Annotated in this window: 27 protein-coding genes and 1 other RNA gene; 15 read left to right on the top strand and 13 right to left on the bottom strand. The window is 40.5% G+C overall.

All coding sequences use genetic code 11. The features are described 5' to 3' along the window. Nucleotides 1-474: an Rrf2 family transcriptional regulator gene (locus N5J47_RS00640; protein WP_267979738.1), complete on the bottom strand. Its 474-nt coding sequence runs from the start codon at nucleotides 472-474 to the stop codon at nucleotides 1-3. Nucleotides 475-581: 107 nt separating this feature from the next. Then, nucleotides 582-1,220 (bottom strand): hypothetical protein, encoded by a 639-nt coding sequence (locus tag N5J47_RS00635; RefSeq protein ID WP_279958836.1) that lies wholly within the window; start codon nucleotides 1,218-1,220, stop codon nucleotides 582-584. Between the two features lie 205 nt (nucleotides 1,221-1,425). Here N5J47_RS00635 and N5J47_RS00630 point away from each other — a divergent pair, with 205 nt between their 5' ends. The 3 genes from N5J47_RS00630 to N5J47_RS00620 all read left to right on the top strand — a co-directional run bounded on the left by N5J47_RS00630 (nucleotide 1,426) and on the right by N5J47_RS00620 (nucleotide 4,333). Continuing rightward, nucleotides 1,426-1,881, top strand: coding sequence for a phasin family protein (locus N5J47_RS00630; RefSeq protein WP_279958835.1), 456 nt, complete (start codon nucleotides 1,426-1,428; stop codon nucleotides 1,879-1,881). Nucleotides 1,882-2,049: 168 nt separating this feature from the next. Then, complete coding sequence (locus tag N5J47_RS00625; protein WP_004759870.1) at nucleotides 2,050-2,322, top strand: HU family DNA-binding protein; 273 nt, start codon at nucleotides 2,050-2,052, stop codon at nucleotides 2,320-2,322. Nucleotides 2,323-2,461: 139 nt separating this feature from the next. Then, a complete protein-coding gene (locus tag N5J47_RS00620) occupies nucleotides 2,462-4,333 on the top strand; it encodes a SurA N-terminal domain-containing protein (protein WP_279958834.1) in 1,872 nt (623 codons plus the stop codon). A gap of 62 nt (nucleotides 4,334-4,395) precedes the next feature. Here the strand turns inward: N5J47_RS00620 and N5J47_RS00615 are convergent, their stop codons facing one another. Beyond that, entirely contained in the window at nucleotides 4,396-5,259 is an 864-nt protein-coding gene (locus tag N5J47_RS00615; RefSeq protein ID WP_279958833.1) for a YbgF trimerization domain-containing protein, read from the bottom strand. A 326-nt stretch (nucleotides 5,260-5,585) separates the two neighbouring features. Between N5J47_RS00615 and ffs the strand changes: the two genes are divergently transcribed. Beyond that, nucleotides 5,586-5,682, top strand: an RNA gene (gene ffs, locus N5J47_RS00610) — signal recognition particle sRNA small type. A 10-nt stretch (nucleotides 5,683-5,692) separates the two neighbouring features. Here the strand turns inward: ffs and N5J47_RS00605 are convergent. The 4 genes from N5J47_RS00605 to N5J47_RS00590 all read right to left on the bottom strand — a co-directional run bounded on the left by N5J47_RS00605 (nucleotide 5,693) and on the right by N5J47_RS00590 (nucleotide 8,537). Continuing rightward, nucleotides 5,693-6,175: a regulatory protein RecX gene (locus N5J47_RS00605; RefSeq protein ID WP_279958832.1), complete on the bottom strand. Its 483-nt coding sequence runs from the start codon at nucleotides 6,173-6,175 to the stop codon at nucleotides 5,693-5,695. 42 nt (nucleotides 6,176-6,217) lie between these two features. Then, nucleotides 6,218-7,264 (bottom strand): recombinase RecA, encoded by a 1,047-nt coding sequence (gene recA / locus N5J47_RS00600; protein ID WP_267979733.1) that lies wholly within the window; start codon nucleotides 7,262-7,264, stop codon nucleotides 6,218-6,220. Between the two features lie 159 nt (nucleotides 7,265-7,423). Continuing rightward, on the bottom strand, nucleotides 7,424-7,852 hold the full coding sequence (locus N5J47_RS00595; RefSeq protein ID WP_279958831.1) for a S4 domain-containing protein: 429 nt from the start codon (nucleotides 7,850-7,852) through the stop codon (nucleotides 7,424-7,426). Further along, entirely contained in the window at nucleotides 7,836-8,537 is a 702-nt protein-coding gene (locus tag N5J47_RS00590; RefSeq protein ID WP_279958830.1) for an HAD-IA family hydrolase, read from the bottom strand. Before N5J47_RS00590 ends, N5J47_RS00595 begins: the two co-directional genes overlap by 17 nt. Before the next feature lie 11 nt (nucleotides 8,538-8,548). Between N5J47_RS00590 and N5J47_RS00585 the strand changes: the two genes are divergently transcribed. The 3 genes from N5J47_RS00585 to N5J47_RS00575 all read left to right on the top strand — a co-directional run bounded on the left by N5J47_RS00585 (nucleotide 8,549) and on the right by N5J47_RS00575 (nucleotide 11,671). Next, nucleotides 8,549-9,406 carry a 3'(2'),5'-bisphosphate nucleotidase CysQ gene (locus N5J47_RS00585; protein WP_279958829.1) on the top strand — a complete coding sequence of 286 codons (858 nt, stop codon included), beginning with the start codon at nucleotides 8,549-8,551 and terminating at the stop codon, nucleotides 9,404-9,406. A gap of 56 nt (nucleotides 9,407-9,462) precedes the next feature. Next, nucleotides 9,463-10,194, top strand: a complete 732-nt coding sequence (locus N5J47_RS00580; protein WP_279958828.1) for a phosphoglycerate mutase family protein — start codon at nucleotides 9,463-9,465, stop codon at nucleotides 10,192-10,194. A 187-nt stretch (nucleotides 10,195-10,381) separates the two neighbouring features. Continuing rightward, entirely contained in the window at nucleotides 10,382-11,671 is a 1,290-nt protein-coding gene (locus N5J47_RS00575) for a hypothetical protein (RefSeq protein WP_279958827.1), read from the top strand. A gap of 45 nt (nucleotides 11,672-11,716) precedes the next feature. Here the strand turns inward: N5J47_RS00575 and rpsT are convergent, their stop codons facing one another. Next, nucleotides 11,717-11,983 carry a 30S ribosomal protein S20 gene (gene rpsT / locus N5J47_RS00570; RefSeq protein WP_279958826.1) on the bottom strand — a complete coding sequence of 89 codons (267 nt, stop codon included), beginning with the start codon at nucleotides 11,981-11,983 and terminating at the stop codon, nucleotides 11,717-11,719. Nucleotides 11,984-12,194: 211 nt separating this feature from the next. Between rpsT and N5J47_RS00565 the strand changes: the two genes are divergently transcribed. The 4 genes from N5J47_RS00565 to N5J47_RS00550 all read left to right on the top strand — a co-directional run bounded on the left by N5J47_RS00565 (nucleotide 12,195) and on the right by N5J47_RS00550 (nucleotide 14,653). Then, the gene (locus N5J47_RS00565) at nucleotides 12,195-12,860 is read left to right on the top strand and encodes an NAD(P)H-binding protein (RefSeq protein WP_279958825.1); all 666 of its coding nucleotides are present in this window, start codon (nucleotides 12,195-12,197) and stop codon (nucleotides 12,858-12,860) included. 12 nt (nucleotides 12,861-12,872) lie between these two features. Beyond that, on the top strand, nucleotides 12,873-13,385 hold the full coding sequence (rraA, locus tag N5J47_RS00560; RefSeq protein WP_279958824.1) for a ribonuclease E activity regulator RraA: 513 nt from the start codon (nucleotides 12,873-12,875) through the stop codon (nucleotides 13,383-13,385). A 12-nt stretch (nucleotides 13,386-13,397) separates the two neighbouring features. Next, nucleotides 13,398-14,186, top strand: coding sequence for a glutathione S-transferase N-terminal domain-containing protein (locus N5J47_RS00555; RefSeq protein WP_279958823.1), 789 nt, complete (start codon nucleotides 13,398-13,400; stop codon nucleotides 14,184-14,186). A 113-nt stretch (nucleotides 14,187-14,299) separates the two neighbouring features. Further along, a complete protein-coding gene (locus N5J47_RS00550; protein ID WP_279958822.1) occupies nucleotides 14,300-14,653 on the top strand; it encodes a hypothetical protein in 354 nt (117 codons plus the stop codon). A 579-nt stretch (nucleotides 14,654-15,232) separates the two neighbouring features. Here the strand turns inward: N5J47_RS00550 and N5J47_RS00545 are convergent. Continuing rightward, a complete protein-coding gene (locus N5J47_RS00545) occupies nucleotides 15,233-16,759 on the bottom strand; it encodes an acetyl-CoA C-acetyltransferase (RefSeq protein ID WP_279958821.1) in 1,527 nt (508 codons plus the stop codon). Nucleotides 16,760-16,983: 224 nt separating this feature from the next. Between N5J47_RS00545 and N5J47_RS00540 the strand changes: the two genes are divergently transcribed. From N5J47_RS00540 to N5J47_RS00530, 3 genes are all read left to right on the top strand, one after another. Beyond that, complete coding sequence (locus tag N5J47_RS00540) at nucleotides 16,984-18,375, top strand: 3-oxoacyl-ACP reductase (protein ID WP_279958820.1); 1,392 nt, start codon at nucleotides 16,984-16,986, stop codon at nucleotides 18,373-18,375. A gap of 66 nt (nucleotides 18,376-18,441) precedes the next feature. Further along, on the top strand, nucleotides 18,442-19,296 hold the full coding sequence (locus N5J47_RS00535; RefSeq protein ID WP_279958819.1) for a MaoC/PaaZ C-terminal domain-containing protein: 855 nt from the start codon (nucleotides 18,442-18,444) through the stop codon (nucleotides 19,294-19,296). Between the two features lie 80 nt (nucleotides 19,297-19,376). Next, nucleotides 19,377-20,630: a serine hydrolase gene (locus N5J47_RS00530; RefSeq protein WP_279958818.1), complete on the top strand. Its 1,254-nt coding sequence runs from the start codon at nucleotides 19,377-19,379 to the stop codon at nucleotides 20,628-20,630. A gap of 126 nt (nucleotides 20,631-20,756) precedes the next feature. Here the strand turns inward: N5J47_RS00530 and N5J47_RS00525 are convergent, their stop codons facing one another. The 4 genes from N5J47_RS00525 to N5J47_RS00510 all read right to left on the bottom strand — a co-directional run bounded on the left by N5J47_RS00525 (nucleotide 20,757) and on the right by N5J47_RS00510 (nucleotide 23,078). Next, nucleotides 20,757-21,575 carry a GIY-YIG nuclease family protein gene (locus N5J47_RS00525; protein WP_279680360.1) on the bottom strand — a complete coding sequence of 273 codons (819 nt, stop codon included), beginning with the start codon at nucleotides 21,573-21,575 and terminating at the stop codon, nucleotides 20,757-20,759. An 82-nt stretch (nucleotides 21,576-21,657) separates the two neighbouring features. Then, on the bottom strand, nucleotides 21,658-22,089 hold the full coding sequence (locus N5J47_RS00520; protein WP_279958817.1) for a hypothetical protein: 432 nt from the start codon (nucleotides 22,087-22,089) through the stop codon (nucleotides 21,658-21,660). Between the two features lie 10 nt (nucleotides 22,090-22,099). Continuing rightward, nucleotides 22,100-22,294, bottom strand: coding sequence for a DNA translocase FtsK (locus N5J47_RS00515; RefSeq protein ID WP_279958816.1), 195 nt, complete (start codon nucleotides 22,292-22,294; stop codon nucleotides 22,100-22,102). Next, on the bottom strand, nucleotides 22,284-23,078 hold the full coding sequence (locus tag N5J47_RS00510; RefSeq protein WP_279958815.1) for a protein phosphatase 2C domain-containing protein: 795 nt from the start codon (nucleotides 23,076-23,078) through the stop codon (nucleotides 22,284-22,286). The genes N5J47_RS00515 and N5J47_RS00510 overlap by 11 nt, the downstream gene beginning before the upstream one ends. Nucleotides 23,079-23,280: 202 nt before the next feature. Here N5J47_RS00510 and N5J47_RS00505 point away from each other — a divergent pair, with 202 nt between their 5' ends. Continuing rightward, the gene (locus N5J47_RS00505) at nucleotides 23,281-23,577 is read left to right on the top strand and encodes a hypothetical protein (RefSeq protein WP_279958814.1); all 297 of its coding nucleotides are present in this window, start codon (nucleotides 23,281-23,283) and stop codon (nucleotides 23,575-23,577) included. The last annotated feature ends 63 nt before the right edge of the window (nucleotides 23,578-23,640 follow it).

Here is a 23,640-nt window from a genome sequence, read left to right as displayed (position 1 = left end):
TCAAATACCTGTAACCGATAGAAGGGCTGAATCTAAACTTGCTGAATTTTGACGCAGGGCAACGGTTTGAACATTGTCACGTGAAATTAGGTCGGCAAGGGTGATTTTCGCAAGATAATCGGCAATATGGTGGGAGAGTTCTTGCCATAAGTCGTGTGTTAAACACATTGCACCGTTTTGGCAGTTGCCTTTATGGTCACAACGGGTCGCATCGACAGTTTCATTTACAGCTTCAATAATTTCTAGCACCGTGATTTCACTTGCATGTCGAGCAAGGTGATATCCACCATTTGCACCACGAACGCTTGAAACTAACCCATGACGCTTAAGTTTTGCGAATAACTGTTCTAGATAAGCGACTGAGATGGATTGGCGAGCTGCTATTTCCGCAAGCGTGATCGTTTGTTCAGTTGGCTGCAAAGCTAAATCAAGTAGAGCAGTCACTGCGTAACGACCGCGAGTTGTAAGACGCATGATTCGGTACACATGGTTAGACTAGATGATTAAATTCTATGAATTCCGACTAAAATAGTCAAGTTTTAAATTGTCATTATCAGCGTGAAAAGTAAAATATTATGAAATTATTGTATCCACATATTATAAACAAAAAAGGCAATAAAAATAAAGCTCAATACAGCAAAGCCAATATTGATCAGGCGCTGGCGTTTTTGCATGCGGTGAATACGGTTCTGGTATTGTTTTGCCTCAACCAGTAAAGTGTTGATTTCAGAACGTTGCTGGTCAATTTTATCAAGTAGTGGGGCAATGCGCTGTTGGGAAGCAACGGCTTCGGCATCATTCTCAAAGTGGTTGAACCATTCACGCCAGTTGACCAAAATTCTGGACAGGGTGAGGTGCTGCAACACATCGGTCAGGTCTGCGGTAAATTCGGCCTTACCCATAATCCGCATATTGTATAGACTTTGCTGATTGCTAAAGATGAAGATTTTAATTAAGTCAATCAGTGTGGTATTGATCTCGATATCAATTGTACGGTCATTGGCGGCAAGGTCGAATAAAATGCCTTTTTCAGTGAACTGAATGTAAAAATCAAAGAAAGGGATGTAGCTGTTTATCCTGATCGTGGTTTTTTTCTGGATCAGTTTTTGTGCCTGTAAGCGCAGGGTGGCATCGTGGGTTAAAATAAAGGAAAAAAAAGTCTCTAAAGCAATCAATGTCACATTTAGCCATAAATGTTTGGATTTTGAGCTTTCATTCATTGATTTTTCCTTACCAATATCGCTATAAAACAACAAGACTTGTAAGCCTGAGCATCCTTACTCAATTATTAAAAATAATTTACAGGTCTTTGTTGCTTTGTAGAACAGTTTTATAAAACGATCAAGTCTTAATTTTGATATTATAAAAACATTTTTATGGTTAAATACGACATACTGTTTGTAAAGTGCTTGGGAGCAATGGTCAATGGATAACTCGAACATAGAAAATCCGAATGAAGAAGCTGAGGTAAAAACTAAGCCAAAATCAAGGAGTTCGAAGAAATCTGCACTCGATTTCAAAAAGTATACACAACAAATCTGGCTGGCGGGTTTAGGTGCTTTTTCACGAGCTGAGGAAGAGGGAAATAAATTATTTGACTCCCTAGTCAAAGTCGGTGAGGAACTGGAATCCAAGACGGTGGACTTTGCAGACAATACCGTAGGCAAGGTCACAGAGAAAGCCAAAGAGTCAGTGACCGACACCAAGGACAAGGTGGAAAAAATCCTGGACACTGGTGTCAACCATTCTTTAAATCGGATTGGTTTGGTGACCCCAAAAGACCTCCAGCATATTGAACAGCTTCTGGTTCAGCTTCATATCAAGGTGGATGCCTTAATCGAAGAAAATAATCAACTTAAGGCCAAATTGAATAAAAAGTAAAAAAAAGCGCAGATACTCATCTGTTTATGTCGTATTTCAGTATTTATTTTGGCTAAAAGGTCTTTCTAGTATTGCGTTCTCCCCTAAAGCATTGCTATAAAGGCGGCATGGCCTTTTAAACTATAGCCTTGGATCTTAACAAACGATATTAAGAGGATATTTTTTATCATGAATAAATCAGAATTAATTGATGCGATTGCTGAAAAAGGGGGAGTATCTAAGTCGGATGCTGGTAAGGCACTCGATGCAACAATTGCGTCAATCACTGAAGCACTTAAAAACGGTGACACGGTTACTTTAGTTGGTTTTGGTACTTTTAGCGTTAAAGAACGTGCTGCACGTACTGGCCGCAATCCTAAAACGGGTGAAGAGCTTCAAATTAAAGCAAGCAAAGTGCCTAGCTTTAAACCAGGTAAGGGTTTAAAAGATTCAGTTGCGTAATCTTTTTAAATCAATAAACGCACCGTTTCGGGTGCGTTTTTTATTTATTGAATGAAAAATTTGCTTTGAGCCTTATTCTGCATTCATTCGCTTTGTTTTTTCAGTTAAAATTGCCCCGAAATAAAATATTGGAATTCTTATGGAATCGTTTCGTACAGTCATTAAGGGTTGGCTTGGCAAAGTCCTGTTAGTTTTGTTTTTGACCCCTTTGGCACTTGTAGGTATTGAAGGATATTTTAGTGGTAGCAATAAGGCAGACGTTGCGAAATCGGTTAACGGTCAGGATATTTCTAATAAAGAATTAGAAAGTGCAACCAAAAATTATAAAGATCAATATTTATCATTGGTTAAGGGTGATGAATCACTGCTCAACCTGCCTGTGATTCAGCAAAAGGCACTGGATGCGCTGGTTGCGCGTAGCTTGCTTTTGCAGCAGGCTGAAAAACTCGGCATTTCTTTAAGCGATGTACAGCTTGAGCAAATGTTGGCTCAACAGCCGAGTTTTCAGGAAAATGGCAAGTTTTCCCAGCAGCTCTATGAAAATTACCTGCGTTCAGTGGGCATGACCAATCAGGGGCTGATTGCCAGCCTGCGTCAGGACCATGCCTTGAAAATGATTTCAACCACCTTGATGGATTATGCATTGGTGAGTCAGTTAGACCTACAGCAATTGGCTAACTTGCAGACAGAACAGCGTACCCTGCATTTGGCAAGCATCAAGCTGGATGATTATAAAAAGGGTGTAACTGCTTCCAGTCAGGAAATCACGGATTACTACAACAAGCATAAAAATGAATTCAAGCAGGTTGCAAGTGTTGATGTGGATTATGTGGTTTTAAGCCCAGCATTACTTCCTGCGACCAATCTTGCAGTAACAGATGCCGATTTACAGCAAGCTTATAAGGCATTTGTTGAAAAACAGCAAAAAGATGTAAAACGTGAAGTTAAACATATTTTGATCACCACGGATGCCCGTGATGATGCTGCGGCTCAAAAGCTTGCCAATGAAGTCTATGCAAAAATTCAGGCGGGCATGACATTTGCTGATGCCGCTGCTCAGTTTTCTGATGATCCAGGCTCTAAAACTCAGGGCGGTTTGGTGGCGACCTATGCGCCAGGTGTTTTCTCTGCTGATTTTGACAATGCAGTCAATGCATTAAAGAATGGCGAAATTTCAAAGCCTGTTAAAACCCAATATGGTTATCACATTATTGAAGCAAATTCTCCAATGGTGAAATTGCCATCGTTTGAATCAGAAAAGGTACGTTTAACTGCTGAAGTTGAGAAAGCCAAACTGGCGAATTTATTCAGTGATACGGTCAATAGCCTAAATGAAATGGTAGTTGGTAGTGATTCTCTGGATGCAGTTGCACAGGAAGTAAAAGGTGCCCGTGTTGAATCTGTTAAAGGTGTAACCTTAACCACTGAGAACCCATATTTAAGCGATTTGAATGTTAAAGCCAAATTGTTTAATGATGATGTGAAGAATGGTGATCGTAACGCATCTTCAAATATTCAGTTGGCAAATGGCGATACAATCTGGATTAAAGTCCGTGACTATCATCCAGCAGGGATCAAGCCATTGGCACAGGCCACAGCAGAAGTAAAGGCGAAAGTGGTTGAAGAGAAAGCCTATAAAGCTGCTCAGGCAAAAATTGCCAGCATCCTTGCTGATTTTAAAACGCAACCTGCTGCACAGGTGGTTGCGAAATCACAGGTAACCTTTGAAGATGCAGGTACATATGCACGTTCACAAGGCTTAAAGCGTGCGATTGAGCGCGCGGCATTTAGTATCCCAGCACCAGGCAAAGAGGGTATGTGGTCTGCTACAACAGCTAAACTGCCAAATGAACTGGTGATCGTTGCTGTTTCCAATGTGAACACCAGTATTGCGAGTGAGTTACCACCAGAACAAATGCATGAGTTGAGCAAACTCTATCAACAGTTCCGTGGTCAACAAATTCTGGAAGACTATACTGAATATTTAAAATCCAAGGCAAAGATCAAATAAGTTTGTTCTAAGCATAAAAAAGCCAGTTTTCATAAACTGGCTTTTTTATTGGAGGAAGTTGGTTATTTTTTCTGAATAAATTTCGCTTCCTCAGATTGAGGATACTGGCTAAGCAACTTGGCCTTATACTGGTTTGCCAAGGCTGTATTTTTATCTACATCTTTTGCAATGCTATACAGTTGATAAACTGCACGTGAAGCTTTTGCCGAGTTAGGATAGCGTGTGGCAACAATATTGTAATTCTGCTTGGCTGCCTTGTAGTCCACAGGTTCAACAGCTAAATAGAACTCAGCCAACCAAAAATAGGCATTGCCCACATAAATACCATTCGGGTGGTTTTTAATAAAGTTTTGCATTGGCTGAATTGCCTTTTTAGCGCCACCTTGTTTATATGCATCTAATGCAACCGTATAAGCCGCCTTTTCGAGTTCAATCTGGTTATTGGTGGTGTTTGTTGTTGCTGTATTTGTCTGTGGCTGTACAACAGCAGGGGCCTGTGTCTGGGCTTGAGGTTTAGGTGTCACAGCTGCTACTGGAGGCGGGGTGGGTGCTATTGCGGTTGCTGTCCCCTCTGTTCCAGTCTGAGCGGTATCTGTAGCACCATTTTCTTCGGTGTTTTCTTCTGGTGGATCAATTTTCTGTGAAAGTAGCTCCAGACGCTGGTCTAAATCTGTATAGCGATTGGCAAGCTCTTTCTTGAGTTGTTCAATTGCATTGTCATGTTCTTCTAACTGGCCGCGTAATTTACGAATTTCTTCTTCAAGTTTTTGATTCTTTTGCATGATTTCCCAGTTTAAACTTGGAGAACCTGCAACGACGTTATTGGCTTGCTGTTGGCTTAGGGCACGAGATTCAATCGGGACGTTGGCATATAAATGCGTACTGCTGAGTAGCGCAATAAAAAGTATAGAATGCTTTTTTAGCATGAAAATTCATCCATAAAGTTGAAAAACAAAGCTGTGGGCGAACAAGTCTTCATTTTTTACTTGCAACACACCGAATACACGTTTTTGATTTAGCCATTAAAACAGCAACTCGTGTAAATGCAATAAGCATTTACAATCTTCAAGCACTTTTGAAGAGAATTAGAGGGCTGTTGTTTAATGTTTATACAGCTCTTAAGTCAGTTATAAAGATATAGTGGCAGTATTGATGATGAATTAGGCAGTTGAATTAAAAACTTACTGAAAAACAGAGACAAGTCTTGCAACTCAGGTAAAAATCTCTATACTTTGTCAGGCAATGGTAGCCCTGCTGGTAGCTTCGCAATTGTACTCTACGAACCCCGCCAGGACCGGAAGGTAGCAACGGTAGTAGAACTATGATGTGCCGAAGTCATGCTGGTAGGGTTGCCACCAATCACTCTTCTTCGCTCGTTCGGGCAACCGCTTTCATAATTACATCCATATCGAAACCACGGTATTGTAAAAACCGAATTTGTTTTGCCTTTATTTTTGGATCCTTGGTTACAGCCTCTCCAAATTTTTTAACCTTGAGCTGATACGCTTGTTCATACCAGTCAATATCTTGAAGTTCTTCGGTAATCAATTCAGTATCGAGCTGCTTGGCCTTTAATGTCTGTTTGATGCGTTGTAAGCCTTTTCCCTTGCGAATTTGGCTGGCCAAAGTCTGTTCGGCAACGCGTTGGTCACTCTGATAGTTTTGCTCAGCTAATTCCTCCACCAGATTTGCCACCTCATCAGGATGAGCTGCATATTGATTGAGTTTTGTGATTAACTCCGCTTGTGAGTAGTCACGGCGGGTCAGTAGGGCAAAGGCATAGGAGCGTAGTCTCTGACCTGTTAATGTTTTGGGCTTTTCAGTTTTTTCCGAATTCAACATATTTTCCTCATGAAAGAAAAACGCCCCGTAGGGCGTTCTAGCTTAGCTTTCTAACAAGTCTGGTTCTTCTGCATCTTCAGTTTGTGCGGCTTCAGTATTGTTTTTGGTGAGAAGTTGCTCACGAATAAGCTTTTCAATTTCCTGAGCCATTTGTGGGTTTTCTTCAAAATGGCGAATCACGTTATTTTTACCCTGACCAATTTTATTGCCTTGATAAGAGTACCATGCACCCGCTTTTTGTACGATTTCCTGCTGTACCGCAAGGTCTACAAGTTCACCGAGTTGATTGGTGCCTTTGCCATACATAATCTGGAACACTGCTTCACGGAAAGGAGGCGCCATTTTGTTCTTCACGACCTTAACCCTGGTTTCAGAACCCACAATTTCATCACCTTCCTTAACCTGGCCAATACGGCGAATGTCCAGACGTACAGATGCGTAGAATTTTAGTGCGTTACCACCTGTTGTGGTTTCAGGGCTACCGAACATTACACCAATCTTCATACGAATCTGGTTAATGAAGATCACCATGCAGTTGGAACGTTTTGCATTACCCGTGATTTTACGTAATGCCTGACTCATCAAGCGTGCCTGCAAGCCCATATGTGAGTCACCCATCTCGCCTTCAATTTCAGCTTTAGGGGTTAACGCCGCAACAGAGTCGACAACGATTAAGTCAATTGCACCTGAACGAACCAGCATGTCGGCAATTTCCAGCGCCTGTTCACCATGGTCTGGCTGTGATACCAGCAGGTTGTCAATATCAACACCTAATTTACGCGCATACTGTGGGTCTAGGGCATGTTCCGCATCAATAAAGGCACAGGTGCCACCATTTTTTTGACACTGTGCAATCGCCTGTAGTGTCATGGTGGTTTTACCTGAAGATTCAGGACCATAAATCTCAATGATACGGCCTTTTGGTAATCCGCCAATGCCGAGTGCGATATCCAGTGTTAAAGAACCTGTGGAAACAGCCTCAACTGCCTGTACGGTATTGTCACCGAGGCGCATCACCGTATTTTTACCAAACTGTTTCTCAATCTGGCTTAATGCAGCTTGTAACGCCTTACTTTTATTATCATCCATCTCAAAACCTCAAAACTTTATCTTCTTAACGACTAACCCAAGTGGATGTATTGAATCTCAACTTGTTGGGACTTGGGTATAGTGGCAGATTCTCATTGTTTATTCTACATCTGACCTGTGTCTGTACGACACAAGATGACGCGTCCATTATTGTAAAAATTACTCGTCATGGTAAGACCATGATTGAGCATTTTCATGTTTAAAACGATTGATATCACGACGGTCTTTTTTACTTGGTCGGTGATCTGGTCGGGCTAGATTATGCATTTTTCGCTGTGAGGCATGCAACTCCCGACGTTCAATACTTTCTGCTGTTTCTTCATAAAGCTGCTGGGCAATTGGTGCGCCACCACGTACCGCAGAAAGAGCCTTGATGATCACGGTTTTTTTCTCAAAACCCTGCTGGATGGTGAGTTCCATGCCAATACGCACATCTTTGGACACCTTAACGCGTTCATTCTGGTGATGGACCTTACCGCCCTCTATGGCAGCCTTGGCAATGGAGCGTGTCTTAAAAAAACGCGCTGCCCAAAGCCATTTATCAATACGCATGGCATCCATGCTTGCTTGCTCATGCTGTTTTGGCATCTGTATCCTGTAGTTTAATGTCAAGATAATCGACAAGTTCGGTTAGATGGTCGAGTGCAGGGTAAGGGAGTTCTGTTGCCACTCTTGCGGGCTTTGCGCTTGAGGGTTGTAGAATACTGAATAGTTGCGCGATGCCAAAGTCTTCTGCGCCTTTGAGTACCGCAACGGTGTCATCCACAAAAACAGCCTGGGCTGGATTAAAGGGATGCAGTTGTTGCAGCTTTTGCCAAAATGCAACTTCCTCCTTGGCATGTCCCAGTTCCTCACTGCTGACCATTACTTCAAAATAGGGACTTAACTCGATATTTTCAAGTTTAAGCTGTAGCCCTGCGCGGTCAGCATTGGTCAGTAACCAGCAGCGATAGCCCCGATTCTTGAGTTTTTGCAAAAGTTGATGACAGCCTATACGGGCACGAATTTTTTCCCGATGTTCGTATTGGAGTTGTAATACATCAACACCAACTTTCGCCGTCCAGTACGCCGAAGAATACCAAGATAGTGTATGCTTATGCTGTTGGTAGAACTGAAACAGGGTTTGTTGACTCTGTTGCAGACTGCACTGATGGACCTGGGCATGTCGCTCTGGCAAACAATGATTCCAGATGAAATCGTCAAAGGCCAGGTCGAGTAATGTCCCATCCATGTCAAACATGACAATAGGCTGCTGTAAATCTGAATATGACATAAGGTTGATCTATGTTTATTAAAACGCTTGCCCCACAGGATCAGTTGATTTCGCAACTTGTGCCAATCATGGCGCAGGCAAGTCAAATATTGCTGGAAGAATACCAAAGTTATTGTGCGGGTTGCGAGTTTAATATTCAGGAAAAAAGTGATGATTCACCTGTGACACAGGCTGACCTCAAGATAAACCGTTTTCTATTAAAGCACCTGGCTGAAATAACTCCCGATTTGCCTGTGTTGTCAGAAGAAAGTGATTATTCTGCCCGAGCTGCATGGCAACGTTGCTGGATGCTTGATCCCCTTGATGGAACCAAGGAGTTTATCCATGAACGTGATGAATTTACCATCAATCTGAGCCTGATTGAAAACAGTCAAACCACTTTCGCGATTATTGCGGTGCCGTGTGAACAGGTCATGTATATCGGTTATACCTCACAGCAGCCTTATAAATATAGTTTTAGCCGCCAGCAATGGTCGCAGTACCAGATTGAAGAACATGCGGTCGAAGCAGCGATTCAAATTGGCCTGAGCCATAATAGTAAGAATCCAAAGTACAAAAATTTTATTGAACCGATTTTGCAGTATCGTGAGGTCATTCGTCGTGAGGCGGGCAGTGCCTATAAATTCTGTATGATGCTGGAGGGAGAGATTGATATCTATCCACGCTTTCATCCAACCTCTGAATGGGACACCAGTTCGGGACAGGCTTTTCTGGAAAGTATTGGTGGTGGCTTGATGACACTGGATGGCAAGCCATTTCAGTACAACCAGCGTGAGACTGTGCTAAACAAGGGTTTTATCGCCTTTAGAGATCAGGATTGCAAAAAAATTGCTTATGATGCCTTGAGTCATTCAGGCATTTTAGATTGAGAGTTGAGCAGCTCATGGTATAGTGGGCTAAATTCTCATCTTTTATAAATTGTGATATGGCCCTGCATTTATTGCCAAAAAGCATGTTTGAAGCAATTGATTTACTTCCCGATGCTTCAACCCCTGTGACTCTATTTACCCGCCACTCGTTGCGTGAGCTGGTAAATGGTCAGGGCTTGGCGGGCTATGATCTACAGTTGACTGAACAGGGTCGGGAGCTTGCCTATGCATGGGGACAGTATTTAATTCAGAATACAGATCGGGCCATTCAGCACTGTATTTCAAGCCCAATCCAGCGTTGCGTGGATACCGCCGCATTGATGATAGAGGGTGCTGATCGCACCCATAAAGTGGTCAATACCCATACCATTGAAATTGTTGAACAGCGCTTGCTGGTTGAACCAGGCAGCTTTGTGCTGGACATTCAACAGGCTGCGCCTTATTTCCGTAAACAGGGTGCCTTGGGGTTTATCAATAGTTTTGTCAATAATGCCTTGCCAGGGATGAAACACCCCATTACAGGCGTATTTGATGTCCTTGAACTGCTTTATCATACCCATCCCACTCGACAGAATGGATTAAGTCTGGCTGTGAGTCATGACACCATTCTGGCTGCGATTGTTGCGGTCATTTCAGGTAACAAACAAATTGAACAGTCCGATTGGCCTGACATGATGGAGGGGCTGTTTGTCTGGTTTGAGGGAGAGGACTTTGTCAACAGCAAGTTGAAATGGATTTGGCGTGGTGAAAGACAGGAGCTCACCATTAAGGATTTTCAGAATCAATAAGCCTAATAAGTATGAAAGAGAATAAGCAATATACATTCATTATTATCAGCGGGATTAATAATTTCTAAAGCATAATAAATTACTTACAACACTCAAAAAATAATAAAAAGTTTACTTTTAAAAAGTTGTTTCTTTCGTCATTATAGGCAGATAAAAAGATAAGATTGACGCATAATCGGATAAAAATATGTCATTAAACACAATTTATTTATGGGAGCCAGAAATCTTTACAGGCAAGGTTCCCAGCGAAGATGACTCATATCAGGTGGCATTTGAATTACATCAACAATATAGCCATATACCAAGTCATGGCAGAACTCTAAAGGCTTGGCTGACTTCATTTGCAAATAAAGTTTGTGATCCCTTGTATCAAGCCTATTTTTCAGAACATACCCAGAAATGGGTGCAACAGATCAGGCATAAATTTGACCACGAAACGTGTGCCATCGTCCAGCTCGATGCCTTGGAGCAGGTTGAGCAAAATGATGCCATGTATCGGGTCTTTTATGAGGCGGTGCATGAAACAGGCGTGGGCTTTTATGAACCAAATTACAATGTCTGGGCAATTGGTGAGCTACAGTCGCCAGAAAATGCAGTTGTGATGATGCTACAGCCTTATTTGCTAAAACCTTTGGAGATCAAACAGGAACCTGCATCTGTATCATCTGAGCCTCAACCTCAAGTTGAAGCTGTTGTTGAATTAAGCCAATTCCCCATTCCACAAAATATGCCAGAAGCTGAACAGCTCATTAGTCAATGGTTTGAACAGCAAAGTTACACCAAAAACCTTGAATTGAGTGTTTTTAATGTCGCACATGACTTTATTTCCAATTGGGGAAATCTGGGAAAACCACAATTAGCTAAAGATACAGGGTATCGCTGCTTTTTGCTTACTCAAGAACAGGTAGGAATTTTCTATCAATTAAAAATGGTGCTTAGAAAACTGACCATTAGTCCGATGTTGTCATTTGCAATGGATTTTACCAACCATTTCATTCCCCAACATTTACAGGAACAGTTGCCTGAGCGTTTGATTTTCCGCTTGCGTTCTATGGATGTGCATAAAAACACAGGATTAAAAAATAGTACTGAACCGTGTTTTGCATTAACAGGACGCTGGGATACACAGGACGATATTCAGGAATTTTTCCAAAACCTTGATGGCTATATTAATTTTATCTTCTCAAATTTAGGACAGGGCAGGCTGGAAACTTTACAGGCCTGGGCCTATGGCGATATGCCAGCAGATATTAAGATTGACCTGGACTTTCGCTTTGAGTTGATGATGATCGCCTTGAGTCAGGACGAAGATTATCTGGGTGAACGTTACCAGCATCATAAAACATTGTTAACCCTGAATAAGGCTCGGGTTCATGATCTGGGGCTATTGGAAGACAGCTACAAGTTTTGCCAAAAGCTGATCAAGATCGTTAAGGATGGGGGAACAGCTTTACAGCCCTATGCAGCTAAAAGTTAGGACAATAAAAAAGCCCGAAAAACGGGCTTTTTTACATGCAACAAATTAGTTAGCTAGTGCTTTAACTTGAGCATTTAAGCGGCTCTTATGACGAGCAGCTTTATTTTTGTGGATAATGCCTTTATCAGCCATGCGGTCAATTACAGGAACAGCTTTTTTGTAAGCTTCTGTAGCAACTGAATAATCACCAGCAGCGATCGCATTTACTGTGCGTTTGATGTAAGTACGAACCATAGAACGCAAGCTTGCGTTGTGTTTGCGTGCTTTAACGTTTTGACGAGCACGTTTTTTAGCTTGAGCAGAGTTTGCCACTCGTGCACTCCTTGAAAATAAGTTGGTCTGGGCGGGCTGAAGTTTAAACCAACAAAATTGGAAACATTCACCAGCCCGTAAACAAGTGCCATATTTTGAGGAAACTACGCCGTGAAGTCAAGCCTTGTAATGTCTTTAACTACATTTAACAGGTGATAATCTTGCAAGAAAACGTTACATTAACCCTAGTTATAACTTGAGTGATATAAAAATGAAAAGAGGTGATAAAAAAGCAATCGTGATTGGTGCAACGGGTCTGGTTGGCCAGGCCTTGGTGGAGCGGTTGCAACAATCAGATGATTTTAGTTCAATCACTGTTGTGGTGAGAAAAAATTCAGATATATTAAAATCTTATAGTAAAGTAACACAGCTTATTCTGGAAGATTTTCTTTTGTTGAATGATGAGGATGTCAGTTCACATACCCATGCGTTTAGCTGCTTGGGAAGCACCATTAAACAGGCGGGTTCAAAAGAAAAATTTTATGCAATTGATTATGAAATCAATGCACACTTTGCTGATCTGGTTCAGGATAAAAATATTCATTTATTGGTTGTCAGCGCCTTGGGAGCGAATGCTAAATCGCCAATTTTCTACAATAAGGTAAAGGGTGAACTGGAAGAATATCTCAAAAGCCTCTCAATTTATAAACTTTCAATTTTCCAGCCTTCATTGTTGATTGGTAAGCGCAGTGAAGTAAGGGTGTTGGAAGATATGGTTCAGACCGTATATAAACTGGTCGAAAAAGCGTGGACCAAGCCGTTTAAAGTTAAGCCTGTATCAGCCGAACAATTGGCGCATACTATGCTGGTCGCAGCCCAGACCCAAACAGCTGCATTTAAGCTGTATGATAATTTGAGTATACAACAAACCCAATAATGGAGAACTTCAGTGGCAACAATCCCTTTTGTAACCTGTGATTTGTTAGATGATAATCCTGAGAAAGACCTACAAGTCGTCACGCCAAGCCTAGATGGAAAATTCTTTAAAAGTTATGGTGCGCGTAAAACCTTTGGTGGGCAGGTTGTAACAGTCAAGTGTTTTGAAGATAACTCACGTGTAAAAGAGCTATTGGCAACTGACGGTGCAGGTAAGGTGCTGGTTGTAGATGGTGGGGCTTCCATGCGTTGCGCCCTGATGGGTGACTTGATTGCAGAATCGGCGGTGAAGAACCAATGGAATGGTGTGGTGATTTATGGCTGTGTGCGTGATGTGGATGCAATTGCTGAACTTGATTTAGGTGTGCATGCATTGGCTGCAATTCCACAAAAAAGTAATCGTAAAGGCATAGGTGAAGTCGATATCACATTGTATTTTGGTGGTGTAACAATCAGTTCTGGTGATTATATCTATGCAGATAATAACGGAATTGTGATTGCTAAAGAAAAGTTAGTCGACTGTTAAAAGGATCGCGATATGCTGAAAATGGTGAATCATCAAATTAAGGTTTTACAATCTGTTGCCGCAAGCCTGATTGAAGGTGGGCGGGGTGTGATGGGGACACCACAGCCTAAGCAGCCAGCAAAACCTTTAAAGTTGTATGAATTTGAGGGTTCACCATTTTGCCGCCGTGTTCGTGAGGTCATTACCTTGCTGAATCTGGATGTGGAAATTTATCCATGTCCTAAAGGTGGGAAGAAGTATCGCCAAATCGTAAAAGATAAGGGTGGAAAAAAACAGTTTCCATTTTTAATTGATGAAAATACAGGGACTCAACTTTATGAGTCACAAGAGATTATTCATTACCTGTTCAAGCATTATGGTAAAACAGGGCAAACCCCAAGGAAATTCAGCCACTATCCAAAACTTCCGTATATTTCGACTTTGGCTTCAGTTGCCAATGTGGGTCGTGGTATCTGGATTGACCAGCAGATTATAGATCGTCCTGCACCAGAAAAGTTATTAGAGTTGTGGAGCTTTGAGGCAAGTCCTTATACACGTCTGGTTCGTGAAGTGTTAACGGAGTTAGAACTGCCTTATATACTACATAATGTACCAAAAGAACGCTGGCAAGATATGGGGCCTGCGGTTTTACGTTTAAAGCCAGGCCACTATGTTCCACTGCCTGATGGTAAGCGTGAAAAAGTGGTTGAAGTCATGGGGCGTGATATTCAGGTGCCATATCTGGTTGATCCAAATACAGGCGTGAAGATGTTTGAGTCAGCCAAGATTGTTGAGTACCTGAAAAAGCAGTACGGAAAATAAATGATAAGAAAGCATCTGTTCAGGATGCTTTTTTATATGGAAATGATGATGTCAGTTGCTTATGATAAGTGTTTAACGGTTTAATAATGCCCTCAAGGTAATGGAATTAATAGATGTTAAGCCAGTTTACAAGCTTATTTAAAAGCAATAAGGAATCACCTGAACAGTTGTTCTTAAAAGAGTATGATTTAGAATTTAACCCAGAGAAAGGTCCTATTCTAAATGGACAGGTGCTCAATGAATTGGGTTTACGTTTAAAGTTTTTTTCAAACCGTAAGCTAGATAATTTTAATAACTTGGCGAAACTTTTTGAAATTACACCACAGATTAATGAAAAAATTGATCTGGAAATTCATTCACAACGTTTTGTTGAGCGATTAGGAAATACAGAAGAAAATTTGAGAGAGTTAAAGCAAGTAATTAAAATCTTGAATGATTATTATGTGAAGTTTCAACGAGCAAAATAGCCTAAGCAGGAACATGATCTTTAAAATGTAACATCCAAACAATAAAGCTTATGAACCAAAGACAAATAGCGAAAAATATAATAATTGATAAATGTTCTTCTTCACCTGCGAAGAAATGCAATAGAACAAAACATAGCCCTAAAAATAGGAAAATATTTATAATAAATAACCACATGTTTAGTACCCGTTGGTAATTTGATAATTTATTTTTCGAGTTATCATGTAAGGTAGAGCAATACAAGACGAAAGAAAATAGATAAAATTAAAGTTAAATAAATAGCTCATCGTAAAAAATGAAATACTACAAAGGACGCTATTCAATACTCTTCTATAGCCTTGTAGGCTTTCAACGGGATATTTGGTTAAAGCCTTTTTAAAAGATAATTCCGCAAGATAAAACCCAAAGAAAAATAATAGAACCAATAAAACTGGATGCCAGGCACCTATATAAAAAAGCTGATCAAATAAAAAAGACTGCATAGGATAAATGTTCTTATTGGTATTTGTTTACTTAACCATCATTATAATAAAAAAGGGACTAAATCCAAAGACCCAGCCCCTTATTGATCAGGTTAGCGATTATTTTTCAATAATTGCAACAACACCTTGACCACCAGCAGCACAGATCGAAACTAAAACACGACCTGAACCTTTTTGGTTAAGTAATTTCGCAGCAGTCGCGATGATACGACCACCTGTTGCAGCAAATGGGTGACCCGCAGCTAAAGAAGAGCCATTCACGTTAAGTTTGCTACGATCAATAGAACCTAAAGGTGCATCCAAGCCTAAACGCTCTTTACAGAATTTCTCATCTTCCCAAGCTTTTAGGGTAGAAAGAACTTGTGATGCAAATGCTTCATGGATTTCATAGTAGTCGAAATCTTGAAGTTTAAGACCAGCACGCTCAAGCATACGTGGAACTGCATAAGCAGGAGCCATCAATAAACCTTCTTTCTTGCCAACGAAGTCAACCGCAGCAGTTTCAGAGAAAGTTAGGTAAGCAAGAACTTCGTGGCCATTTGCCTTAGCCCATTCTTCAGAAGCCAACAGTACACAAGAAGCACCATCAGTTAATGGAGTAGAGTTACCAGCTGTCATTGTTGCAGCTTCACCCTTGCCAAAAACTGGTTTTAATTTTGCCAATTTCTCAACACTAGAGTCAGCACGTAAGTTGTTGTCACGGCTTAAACCCAGGAACGGTGTGATGAGGTCATCAAAGAAACCTTCTTCGTATGCTTTTGCCATTTTCTGGTGAGAAGAAGCGGCTAAGGCATCTTGATCTTCACGGGTAATGCCCCATTCTAACGCTGTAATGGCAGCGTGGTCACCCATTGCAAGACCTGTACGTGGTTCACCATTCTTAGGCGCATCCATCAAGTCTTTAAGGTTGATTTTTTTCAATGCCTTTAAGCGGTCTTTACCTGTTTTAGCAATGTTTAACTCAAGCAAAGCTTTACGTAAACCGTCACCAAAAGCGATCGGTGCATCAGAAGTTGTATCTACACCACCTGCGATACCCACTTCGATTTGACCCAAAGCGATTTTGTTTGCAACAAGGAAAGCTGCCTGTAAACCAGTACCACATGCTTGCTGAATGTCATAAGCTGGAGTTTCTGGTGCAAGCTGAGTGTTTAAAACACACTCACGAGTCATGTTGAAGTCACGGCTGTGTTTTAATACCGCACCTGCAACCACTTCACCTAAACGTTGGCCTTGTAGGTTAAAACGCTCAACTAAGCCGTTTAATGCCGCGGTGAACATATCCATGTTTGAAGCAGTGAAATATGCGCCGTTTGAACGAGCGAATGGAATACGGTTACCGCCAATAATGGCAACACGGCGAACAGTGTTTTGGCTCATGCTTTTATCCTGTTGAACAGAAGGTTTGGTTGTTTTAGCTGTTGCTGCTTTTGTAGAAGTAGAAGAAGCAGTGCTTTTGGTACTACGACTTGTAGAACGAGTACGCGTCGTTTTTGGTGTCGTACTTGCTGCTTTAGAAGTTGTGCCAGCACTTTTACCTGTGGTAGAAGTAGCTTTTGATGTATTTGACACAGTTTCCTGAGCAGAATTCTCGACTGCTGGATTTTCTTGAGTTGTTTTGCTCATAAGGCTTTTCCAAGCATAATTGCGATATTCTTATTATAACCATAGCATATTTACAATGCAGCTGTATTGACTAGAATGACGTTGGAGACCGCATTCAGGTCAAGACATCCAGACATGAACTCAAGTATGATTTGCTGTGAGTCAATCAGACCCTGATTCCATGTTATTTTGCCAACATGATTCATGTATCTGTAAAAAATTCATTTGTATGAGAGATAATAACCATGACCGATCAATACCAGGCATTTACACAATCACCTTTGGGTAAATTTGTTGTAAAAAATTTAGGTTTACCATCACCAGTTACGCTAGATCGTTTCGAGAGTGCTCAACCTGTTGTGAATGGTGCAGTATTGCTTGGCGCAGCGCCATCAAGCACAATTTCTGCTGCGATTGCTCAAGTTCTTAGCAACATCCACGCAGATAGCTACGTGGGCAACAACGTTGAATTACAACAAACTGCTGCAAAAGTAGGTTTAAATCTTCGTCCTTTGAATGCAGATGACAAAGAATCTAAGTTCAAGGCAGTGGTATTTGATGCTTCTGGTATCAAGGATTCTGAACAGTTAAAAGAGTTGTACAACTTCTTCAACCCAATCGCACGTCAGATTTCAAGTTCAGGTCGTGTGATTGTGATCGGTACGACTCCTGAAACAGCGAAAACTGTAAAACAGGCAATTGCTCAGCGCGCGCTTGAAGGTTTTGTTAAATCTGCTGGTAAAGAGTTCAAGAAAGGTATCACTGCTCAAGTGGTTTATGTAGATCAAGGTGCAGAAGCAAACCTTGAGTCAACTTTACGTTTCTTGATTTCTCCACGTTCAGCTTACGTTTCTGGTCAAGTGATCCGTGTTTCTAAAGCAGAAACAGTGAAATTAGACTGGGCAAAACCACTTGCTGGTAAAACAGCGTTGGTGACTGGTGCAAGCCGTGGTATTGGTGAAGCGATTGCACACGTTCTTGCTCGTGATGGCGCACACGTGATTTGTCTGGATGTTCCACAACAACAAGCTGATCTTGAGCGCGTTGCGGGTGAAATTGGTGGTTCAGTATTGGCAATCGACATTACTGCTGCCGATGCTGGTGAGAAAATCAAAACTGCCGCTGCTAAACAAGGCGGTTTGGATGTGATTGTTCACAATGCTGGTATTACCCGTGACAAAACTTTGGCAAACATGAAGCCAGAGCTTTGGGATTTGGTAATCAACATCAACTTGTCTGCAATTGAGCGTGTTAACGATTACTTACTTTCAAATGATGGTTTAAATGCAAATGGTCGTATCGTTTGTGTATCATCAATCAGTGGTATTGCGGGTAACCTGGGCCAAACAAACTACGCTGTTTCTAAAGCAGGCGTGATTGGTTTGGTGAAATTTACTGCCCCTACATTAAAGAATGGTATTACGATCAATGCTGTTGCGCCTGGTTTCATTGAAACTCAAATGACTGCTGCGATTCCATTCGCGATTCGTGAGGCTGGTCGCCGTATGAACTCGATGAACCAGGGTGGTCAACCTGTCGATGTGGCAGAGGCGATTGCATGGTTTGCATCTACAGGTTCAACAGGTGTGACTGGTAACGTTGTTCGCGTATGTGGTCAAAGTTTGTTGGGTGCGTAAGCATTAACGTTTTGAAGAGGGGTGCTTTTGCATCCCTTTTTTATAAAAATTATTGAAAGGTCCATTATGAATACACGTCATTTTAGTCAATTGCCAAAACCTTATTTAGCTTATCCAAAAGTCATTCAGGGTTTAATTTTTAAAAAGCCAAAAGGTGAGAAAGTATTGCCGCAGGTAGAATATGTGGTGGATACCCTAAAGATTGATACAAAGCATTTAGAAAGCTATAACGAGATTTGCGGTTTTAAAAATGATGGTTTTGTACCAGCTATGTATTTGGCTGTATTGTCTCAAAGCCTGCAAATGCACATGATGACCAGCGAAGCATTTCCATTTGCGATTTTAGGTTTGGTACATATTCGTAACCAGATCAAGCAAACACGTAAAATTGCTGTAAATGAGCAAATCACTCTGTCTTGTAAATTTGGTGAGCTAAAGCCACATGACAAAGGCTTGCAATTTGACTTCATTACCACTGCCAAAGTGGGCAATGAAGTAGTGGCAGAAAGTTTAACCACGTATTTGTCACGTCAAAAAACTGAGAAAAAAGCAGGCGAGAAAGCCAAAGATACCAAAGAACCAGCTTATCAGCCAAAAGCAGAGTGGAATGTTGCTGAAAATACGGGTCGCCGTTATGCAGCGATTTCAGGCGACTTTAACCTGATCCATATTCATGCAGTCACTGCAAAAGCGTTTGGTTTTAAACATGCGATTGCACATGGTATGTGGAGTAAGGCAAAAGCATTGGCAAGCCTTGATCTGGCAGATGCCTATGAAGCCGATGTATGGTTTAAATTACCCATGTATCTTCCATCAAAAGTTGAGTTTTTAACTGCAACTCAAGGCAAGGAAACTGATTTCTTGATTCGTAATGTGAAATCTCAGAAACCTCACGTTGCAGGTACAGTAAAAGCACTTTAATACGAAATCGTATTTTAAATTATCCCTTTTGTTCGCAAGAGGGGTATTCTAAAAACATAACGATCATAAGGATGTGGGCTGTGATTAAAGAGATTTTATTTGCCGATACACATAATTATCATGGCAAGGTTGATGAGCGTTTCACTGATCTGGCTACACAGTTTAGCCGTTTTCAGGATGCACGCAGCCATCAGGGTGGCGCGGCACTGGTGGTCTATTTTCAAGGCCAGAAAGTTGTCGATATTTTTACGGGTAAGAAATCTCAAGATCAAGATTGGCAAGCAGATACATTGTCGATGTGCTATTCGACAGGTAAGGGCATACTGGCAACACTTGCACATATCTTGGTGAGTGAACGTTTGCTTGATTACGATACGCCAATTGCACAGTACTGGCCTGAGTTTGCTCAAAATGGCAAAGCCAACATCACCTTGCGTCATGTCCTGTCCCATCAAAGTGGTTTGTTTGATATTCGCAATGTGATTGATACAGCAACGGAAATGCTGGATTGGCCGCATATGCTGGATGTCATTGCCAAAGCGACACCTCGTTTTGCAGCAGGGCAGAGTTTTGCGTATCAGCCGCTTACTTATGGATGGATTGTCGGTGGTGTGATTGAAAAAGCTGCCAAGCAACCGCTGAGCTGGTTAATGCAACGTTATTTGGTTCAACCACTTGAATTGAATGGTGCTTATTTTGGCGTGCCTGCTTCTGAGCTGGATCGGGTTGCTCGTTTGCTGGAAAAACCAAAATCAGTAGTTACACCTAAACCACAAACCAAGAAAAGCAATCAACCACGTAAGGTTTCATTGTCAGAAAAACTATTGGAAATTTCTGGGCAAAGCCCGCAAGATTTTCAGGATGCTATGATCCCGAAAGGCATGCGTAACTTTAGCTTTTATAGTGATGCAGGCCTGCAAGCAGTGATTCCTGCCGCCAATGGGGTGTTTACTGCGGATAGTCTTGCCAGAGTTTATGCAATGCTTGCCAATCAAGGGCAGTGGAATGGACGGCAATTGATTCGTCCAGAAGTGTTTAAGCAGTTAAGTACAGTACAATCGAAAGCCCGTGACCGTGTGATGCCGATTCCGATGCACTGGCGTTTGGGTTATCACCGTATTTTAACGATGGGTAAACGCGCACCGCATGGTTTTGGACACATGGGTTTTAATGGTTCAGGTGCGTGGTGTGATCCTGACCGTGCACTCAGTTTCGCTTATACGCATAATTTTAGTACCACTTCCGCAACAGGTGATTATCGTTTATGGGGCTTGAGTCAGGAAGCCTTGCGTTGTGCTGATGCGGTGTTAGAGGGAAGAAAAGGCTGGTTTTAGCGGAGTTTATTTGGTCTGCATTGCCGAAGAAAGTGGTAAAAGTAGAGTAATAGTTTTTATATAAGAAATAGGGTAGCTAAATTATACTACCCTTGAATCTGAAAGATATTTAACGTGAATTCGGGTTTAGTTTTTATTAAAGCCAAATGCTCTAGTCATCAATTTTTCTTTCCATAAGCATTCTTTATGTATAATCTCTGTTGATGATTTTGTTGGAGGGATAATCTCTAATATTGTAAACTTAAAATTACTTTTAATATAGGTTTCACCTTTTTCACCAAAAAGTTCCAATAAATCCATATTATTGCCATGAAAGCTATAGATATAATTAACCCAACGCCCCCAAATTCCATATTCTCCATAAGCAGAACCAATATAGTGTTTTCCAGTTGCTATATCTGTGAGTAGATATATTCCAAATACACTACTTAAAGCAGCTTTCCAATCCGCCAATTCATTTTTTACAATGACATCAATTGCATCAAAACTATGATTAATATTTTCAAAAGAAATAAATTTTTCACCACGATATTTTGATTCATAAATACCATGAATAGTTGTATTATCAAAAATGTAACTTGGTTTAAAGCTAGTGCCTCGTTGATTGCTACCAGTAAAGTAGATAATTAATCTTCCAATGAGATCTGTATATTTATTAATATATTCAACTTTATAGCGATCAAGTGGGGATGCTGTAGGGTTCCGACTTATAATTCTGAATATACCTCCAAATAAATAACGGTTTCCAGATATTTGAGCAAAACTAACAATATATTCAGTGACAAAGCGTTCTTTATCTCCACAATAAGTTTGCCATCCTAACCAACTATCATCTGATTTGGCTAAAGCATCTAATGGACTATCGCCATCCCAATTGGGTTTGGCTAAGTGAAAACGATAAAGTGAGTCATCATTTAAGTCTGGCATTAAAGTTGTGAGGTGCATCAGTTGTCCTTTAAATTTCGTGTTGTTTGATATAAACCTTATAGATCACCTATAAATTCAGCCTTGTTCTCTAAAAGATGATTTAGATAAAATCTTCATCTAAATCATCTTTTAGATTTAGGTTATGGTTTTCAATCGCTTTCTCTAAAGGGTAATAAAACCATTCAATTCCTTGAACTTTCATACTGCCATCAGAATTTTCTAGGTGGTTATATAACAGTTGATATTTTGGGTTAGCTTCATCAAAGGGTACATCAAGGTAAATCTCACCCAGATAAGGCATTGACATAATTCCACTTCGAGATGACCAGCCAAAACATTCGGAAAAATCAATTTCATGTTTTTCTAACCATTCAATCAATTGCTGACGAGCAATACAGGTTTCATAGTGAAACTTAAGTGTGAGATCTTCATTGTTGAAAATATCATTATAACTACTATGAAAAAGTACATATAACACATCACGTTGTTTCTCAAGCGCAATTTGATCTATATTTTTAAGTATTCTTGGCATCAGAAACTCCTTACTTGTAAACTAAATGACCATAATGAGGTGTAAAATCTACTGCACAAATTTTAGTTTCAATCAAACACTCGAGTAACTTATTCGCTTGTTGATAACCGATTAAAAATTTTCTTTGTAAGCTTGAAACAGAAATGTGTTCGACTTCTTGAACAAATAAAATTGCCTGTTGTAATAAATCCTCATTATTTTGCATATTGATTTTCCTGTGTTAAACGAATCAAAATCATGCTGACATTATCAAAAGCATGGTTTTGATGGAGGGTAGTTTTCATCTCTAATAACCATATTTTTAATGAAGTTTCAGGCATTAAAGGCTGCCAGTGATTGCATTCCAATACATCATGCACACCATCGCTACAAATCAAGAGAGCATCTCCCTCAACCAAATATTCTTCTTTGGGTGAAAATTCAGGAACTTCATGTAAAGAGTCAGCACAAAAACAATGGTTCAGCATGTAATAGAAACTGGCATATTGTTTATTTTCTTTAATTTCTGCTTCACCATTTTGCTGCATTTCTGTAAGGAAATTATGGTCTTGGGTCAGTGCATACCAGTGTTGATTATGGCTGCTAAATAAATAGACTCGACTGTCCCCCAAATGTTGAATATTGACAAAACCAAATGGGCTAGACGGTGTAACGACTGCCAAAGTGGCACTGGCACTATACGTTTTTGGATTGCTGGCAAAATCAGCACTTAAATCATCTTGTACTTTTTGCAAATGAATCCGATTTTTTGTTTGTGCTTGTGTCAAAACACTTTTTAAAACCGCTTTGGAGGCTTGTTCTGCTTTAGGACTACTGCTGACACCATCTGAAACAGCAGCACACCAATCATTATCTTTTTGGTAAAGATAGCGTTTACTGATAAAGCCATCATGTTGAATTACTTTGCCATCAATTAAAATCGCATCTTGTTGAATGGGTGGTTTTGCTCGCCATGTTAAAGCCTGCATTTCATAATAGAGATCAGTCATGGTGAGCCCTGATAAGGAGAAAGTGAACAAGTTATAGCAATGGGAATATGAGGTGGTCAATCATATTTTTAGTTTTAAGTGGTTAATTTATAAAATAAATATTTTGTTACGATAGTATAATGAAATAAGAGAAAATTGCACCGTGAACGGACTCTTAAAAGCGTAAAGTGGGTTTTTTCTTTCTTTAAGGGTATGGAATTTTATGCAAATCTTAAAAACTCATGTTGAGTTTTGCAGCGATTTGTTCCCACAGACTCAAAGTGAAATGGAAAAATGGGGCGGGCAAATTTGGGGTGAAAATTTAGCAAAATATTTGATAAAACAACTCAAACAATTTGGAGTCGTAACGAATGGCTATGTTGCAGAAGATTGGGGATATATCATTTATATTGAAAATGAAAAATATCAGCCGATTTGGATTGGTTGTGGTTATTATGAAGAATATCACAATGGTTTCTTGATTTTTCTTAATCCATCTCAGCCGATTATACGTCAATAGTTTTTTAAGAAAACTAATATTTCAGATCAATTGATTGAACTTGCAAATATTATTGATCGTATC

It is taken from the genome of Acinetobacter sp. GD03645, assembly GCF_029845285.1.
Lineage (GTDB): Bacteria > Pseudomonadota > Gammaproteobacteria > Pseudomonadales > Moraxellaceae > Acinetobacter > Acinetobacter corruptisaponis.
This window is presented reverse-complemented; position numbering and strand designations above follow the sequence as displayed.

Bases quoted from the DNA above. Each gene is read 5' to 3' on its own strand.
- N5J47_RS00615 (WP_279958833.1), bottom strand. From the start codon at position 5,259: ATGCTAAAAAAGCATTCTATACTTTTTATTGCGCTACTCAGCAGTACG.
- recA (WP_267979733.1), bottom strand. From the start codon at position 7,264: ATGGATGATAATAAAAGTAAGGCGTTACAAGCTGCATTAAGCCAGATT.
- N5J47_RS00590 (WP_279958830.1), bottom strand. From the start codon at position 8,537: ATGTCATATTCAGATTTACAGCAGCCTATTGTCATGTTTGACATGGAT.
- N5J47_RS00605 (WP_279958832.1), bottom strand. From the start codon at position 6,175: ATGTTGAATTCGGAAAAAACTGAAAAGCCCAAAACATTAACAGGTCAG.
- N5J47_RS00635 (WP_279958836.1), bottom strand. From the start codon at position 1,220: ATGAATGAAAGCTCAAAATCCAAACATTTATGGCTAAATGTGACATTG.
- N5J47_RS00620 (WP_279958834.1), top strand. From the start codon at position 2,462: ATGGAATCGTTTCGTACAGTCATTAAGGGTTGGCTTGGCAAAGTCCTG.
- N5J47_RS00545 (WP_279958821.1), bottom strand. From the start codon at position 16,759: ATGAGCAAAACAACTCAAGAAAATCCAGCAGTCGAGAATTCTGCTCAG.
- N5J47_RS00555 (WP_279958823.1), top strand. From the start codon at position 13,398: ATGCTGAAAATGGTGAATCATCAAATTAAGGTTTTACAATCTGTTGCC.
- N5J47_RS00540 (WP_279958820.1), top strand. From the start codon at position 16,984: ATGACCGATCAATACCAGGCATTTACACAATCACCTTTGGGTAAATTT.
- N5J47_RS00625 (WP_004759870.1), top strand. From the start codon at position 2,050: ATGAATAAATCAGAATTAATTGATGCGATTGCTGAAAAAGGGGGAGTA.
- N5J47_RS00595 (WP_279958831.1), bottom strand. From the start codon at position 7,852: ATGCCAAAACAGCATGAGCAAGCAAGCATGGATGCCATGCGTATTGAT.
- N5J47_RS00565 (WP_279958825.1), top strand. From the start codon at position 12,195: ATGAAAAGAGGTGATAAAAAAGCAATCGTGATTGGTGCAACGGGTCTG.
- N5J47_RS00550 (WP_279958822.1), top strand. From the start codon at position 14,300: ATGTTAAGCCAGTTTACAAGCTTATTTAAAAGCAATAAGGAATCACCT.
- N5J47_RS00510 (WP_279958815.1), bottom strand. From the start codon at position 23,078: ATGACTGATCTCTATTATGAAATGCAGGCTTTAACATGGCGAGCAAAA.
- N5J47_RS00575 (WP_279958827.1), top strand. From the start codon at position 10,382: ATGTCATTAAACACAATTTATTTATGGGAGCCAGAAATCTTTACAGGC.
- N5J47_RS00585 (WP_279958829.1), top strand. From the start codon at position 8,549: ATGTTTATTAAAACGCTTGCCCCACAGGATCAGTTGATTTCGCAACTT.
- N5J47_RS00515 (WP_279958816.1), bottom strand. From the start codon at position 22,294: ATGCAAAATAATGAGGATTTATTACAACAGGCAATTTTATTTGTTCAA.
- N5J47_RS00630 (WP_279958835.1), top strand. From the start codon at position 1,426: ATGGATAACTCGAACATAGAAAATCCGAATGAAGAAGCTGAGGTAAAA.
- N5J47_RS00535 (WP_279958819.1), top strand. From the start codon at position 18,442: ATGAATACACGTCATTTTAGTCAATTGCCAAAACCTTATTTAGCTTAT.
- N5J47_RS00580 (WP_279958828.1), top strand. From the start codon at position 9,463: ATGGCCCTGCATTTATTGCCAAAAAGCATGTTTGAAGCAATTGATTTA.
- N5J47_RS00520 (WP_279958817.1), bottom strand. From the start codon at position 22,089: ATGCCAAGAATACTTAAAAATATAGATCAAATTGCGCTTGAGAAACAA.
- N5J47_RS00525 (WP_279680360.1), bottom strand. From the start codon at position 21,575: ATGCACCTCACAACTTTAATGCCAGACTTAAATGATGACTCACTTTAT.
- N5J47_RS00505 (WP_279958814.1), top strand. From the start codon at position 23,281: ATGCAAATCTTAAAAACTCATGTTGAGTTTTGCAGCGATTTGTTCCCA.
- N5J47_RS00640 (WP_267979738.1), bottom strand. From the start codon at position 474: ATGCGTCTTACAACTCGCGGTCGTTACGCAGTGACTGCTCTACTTGAT.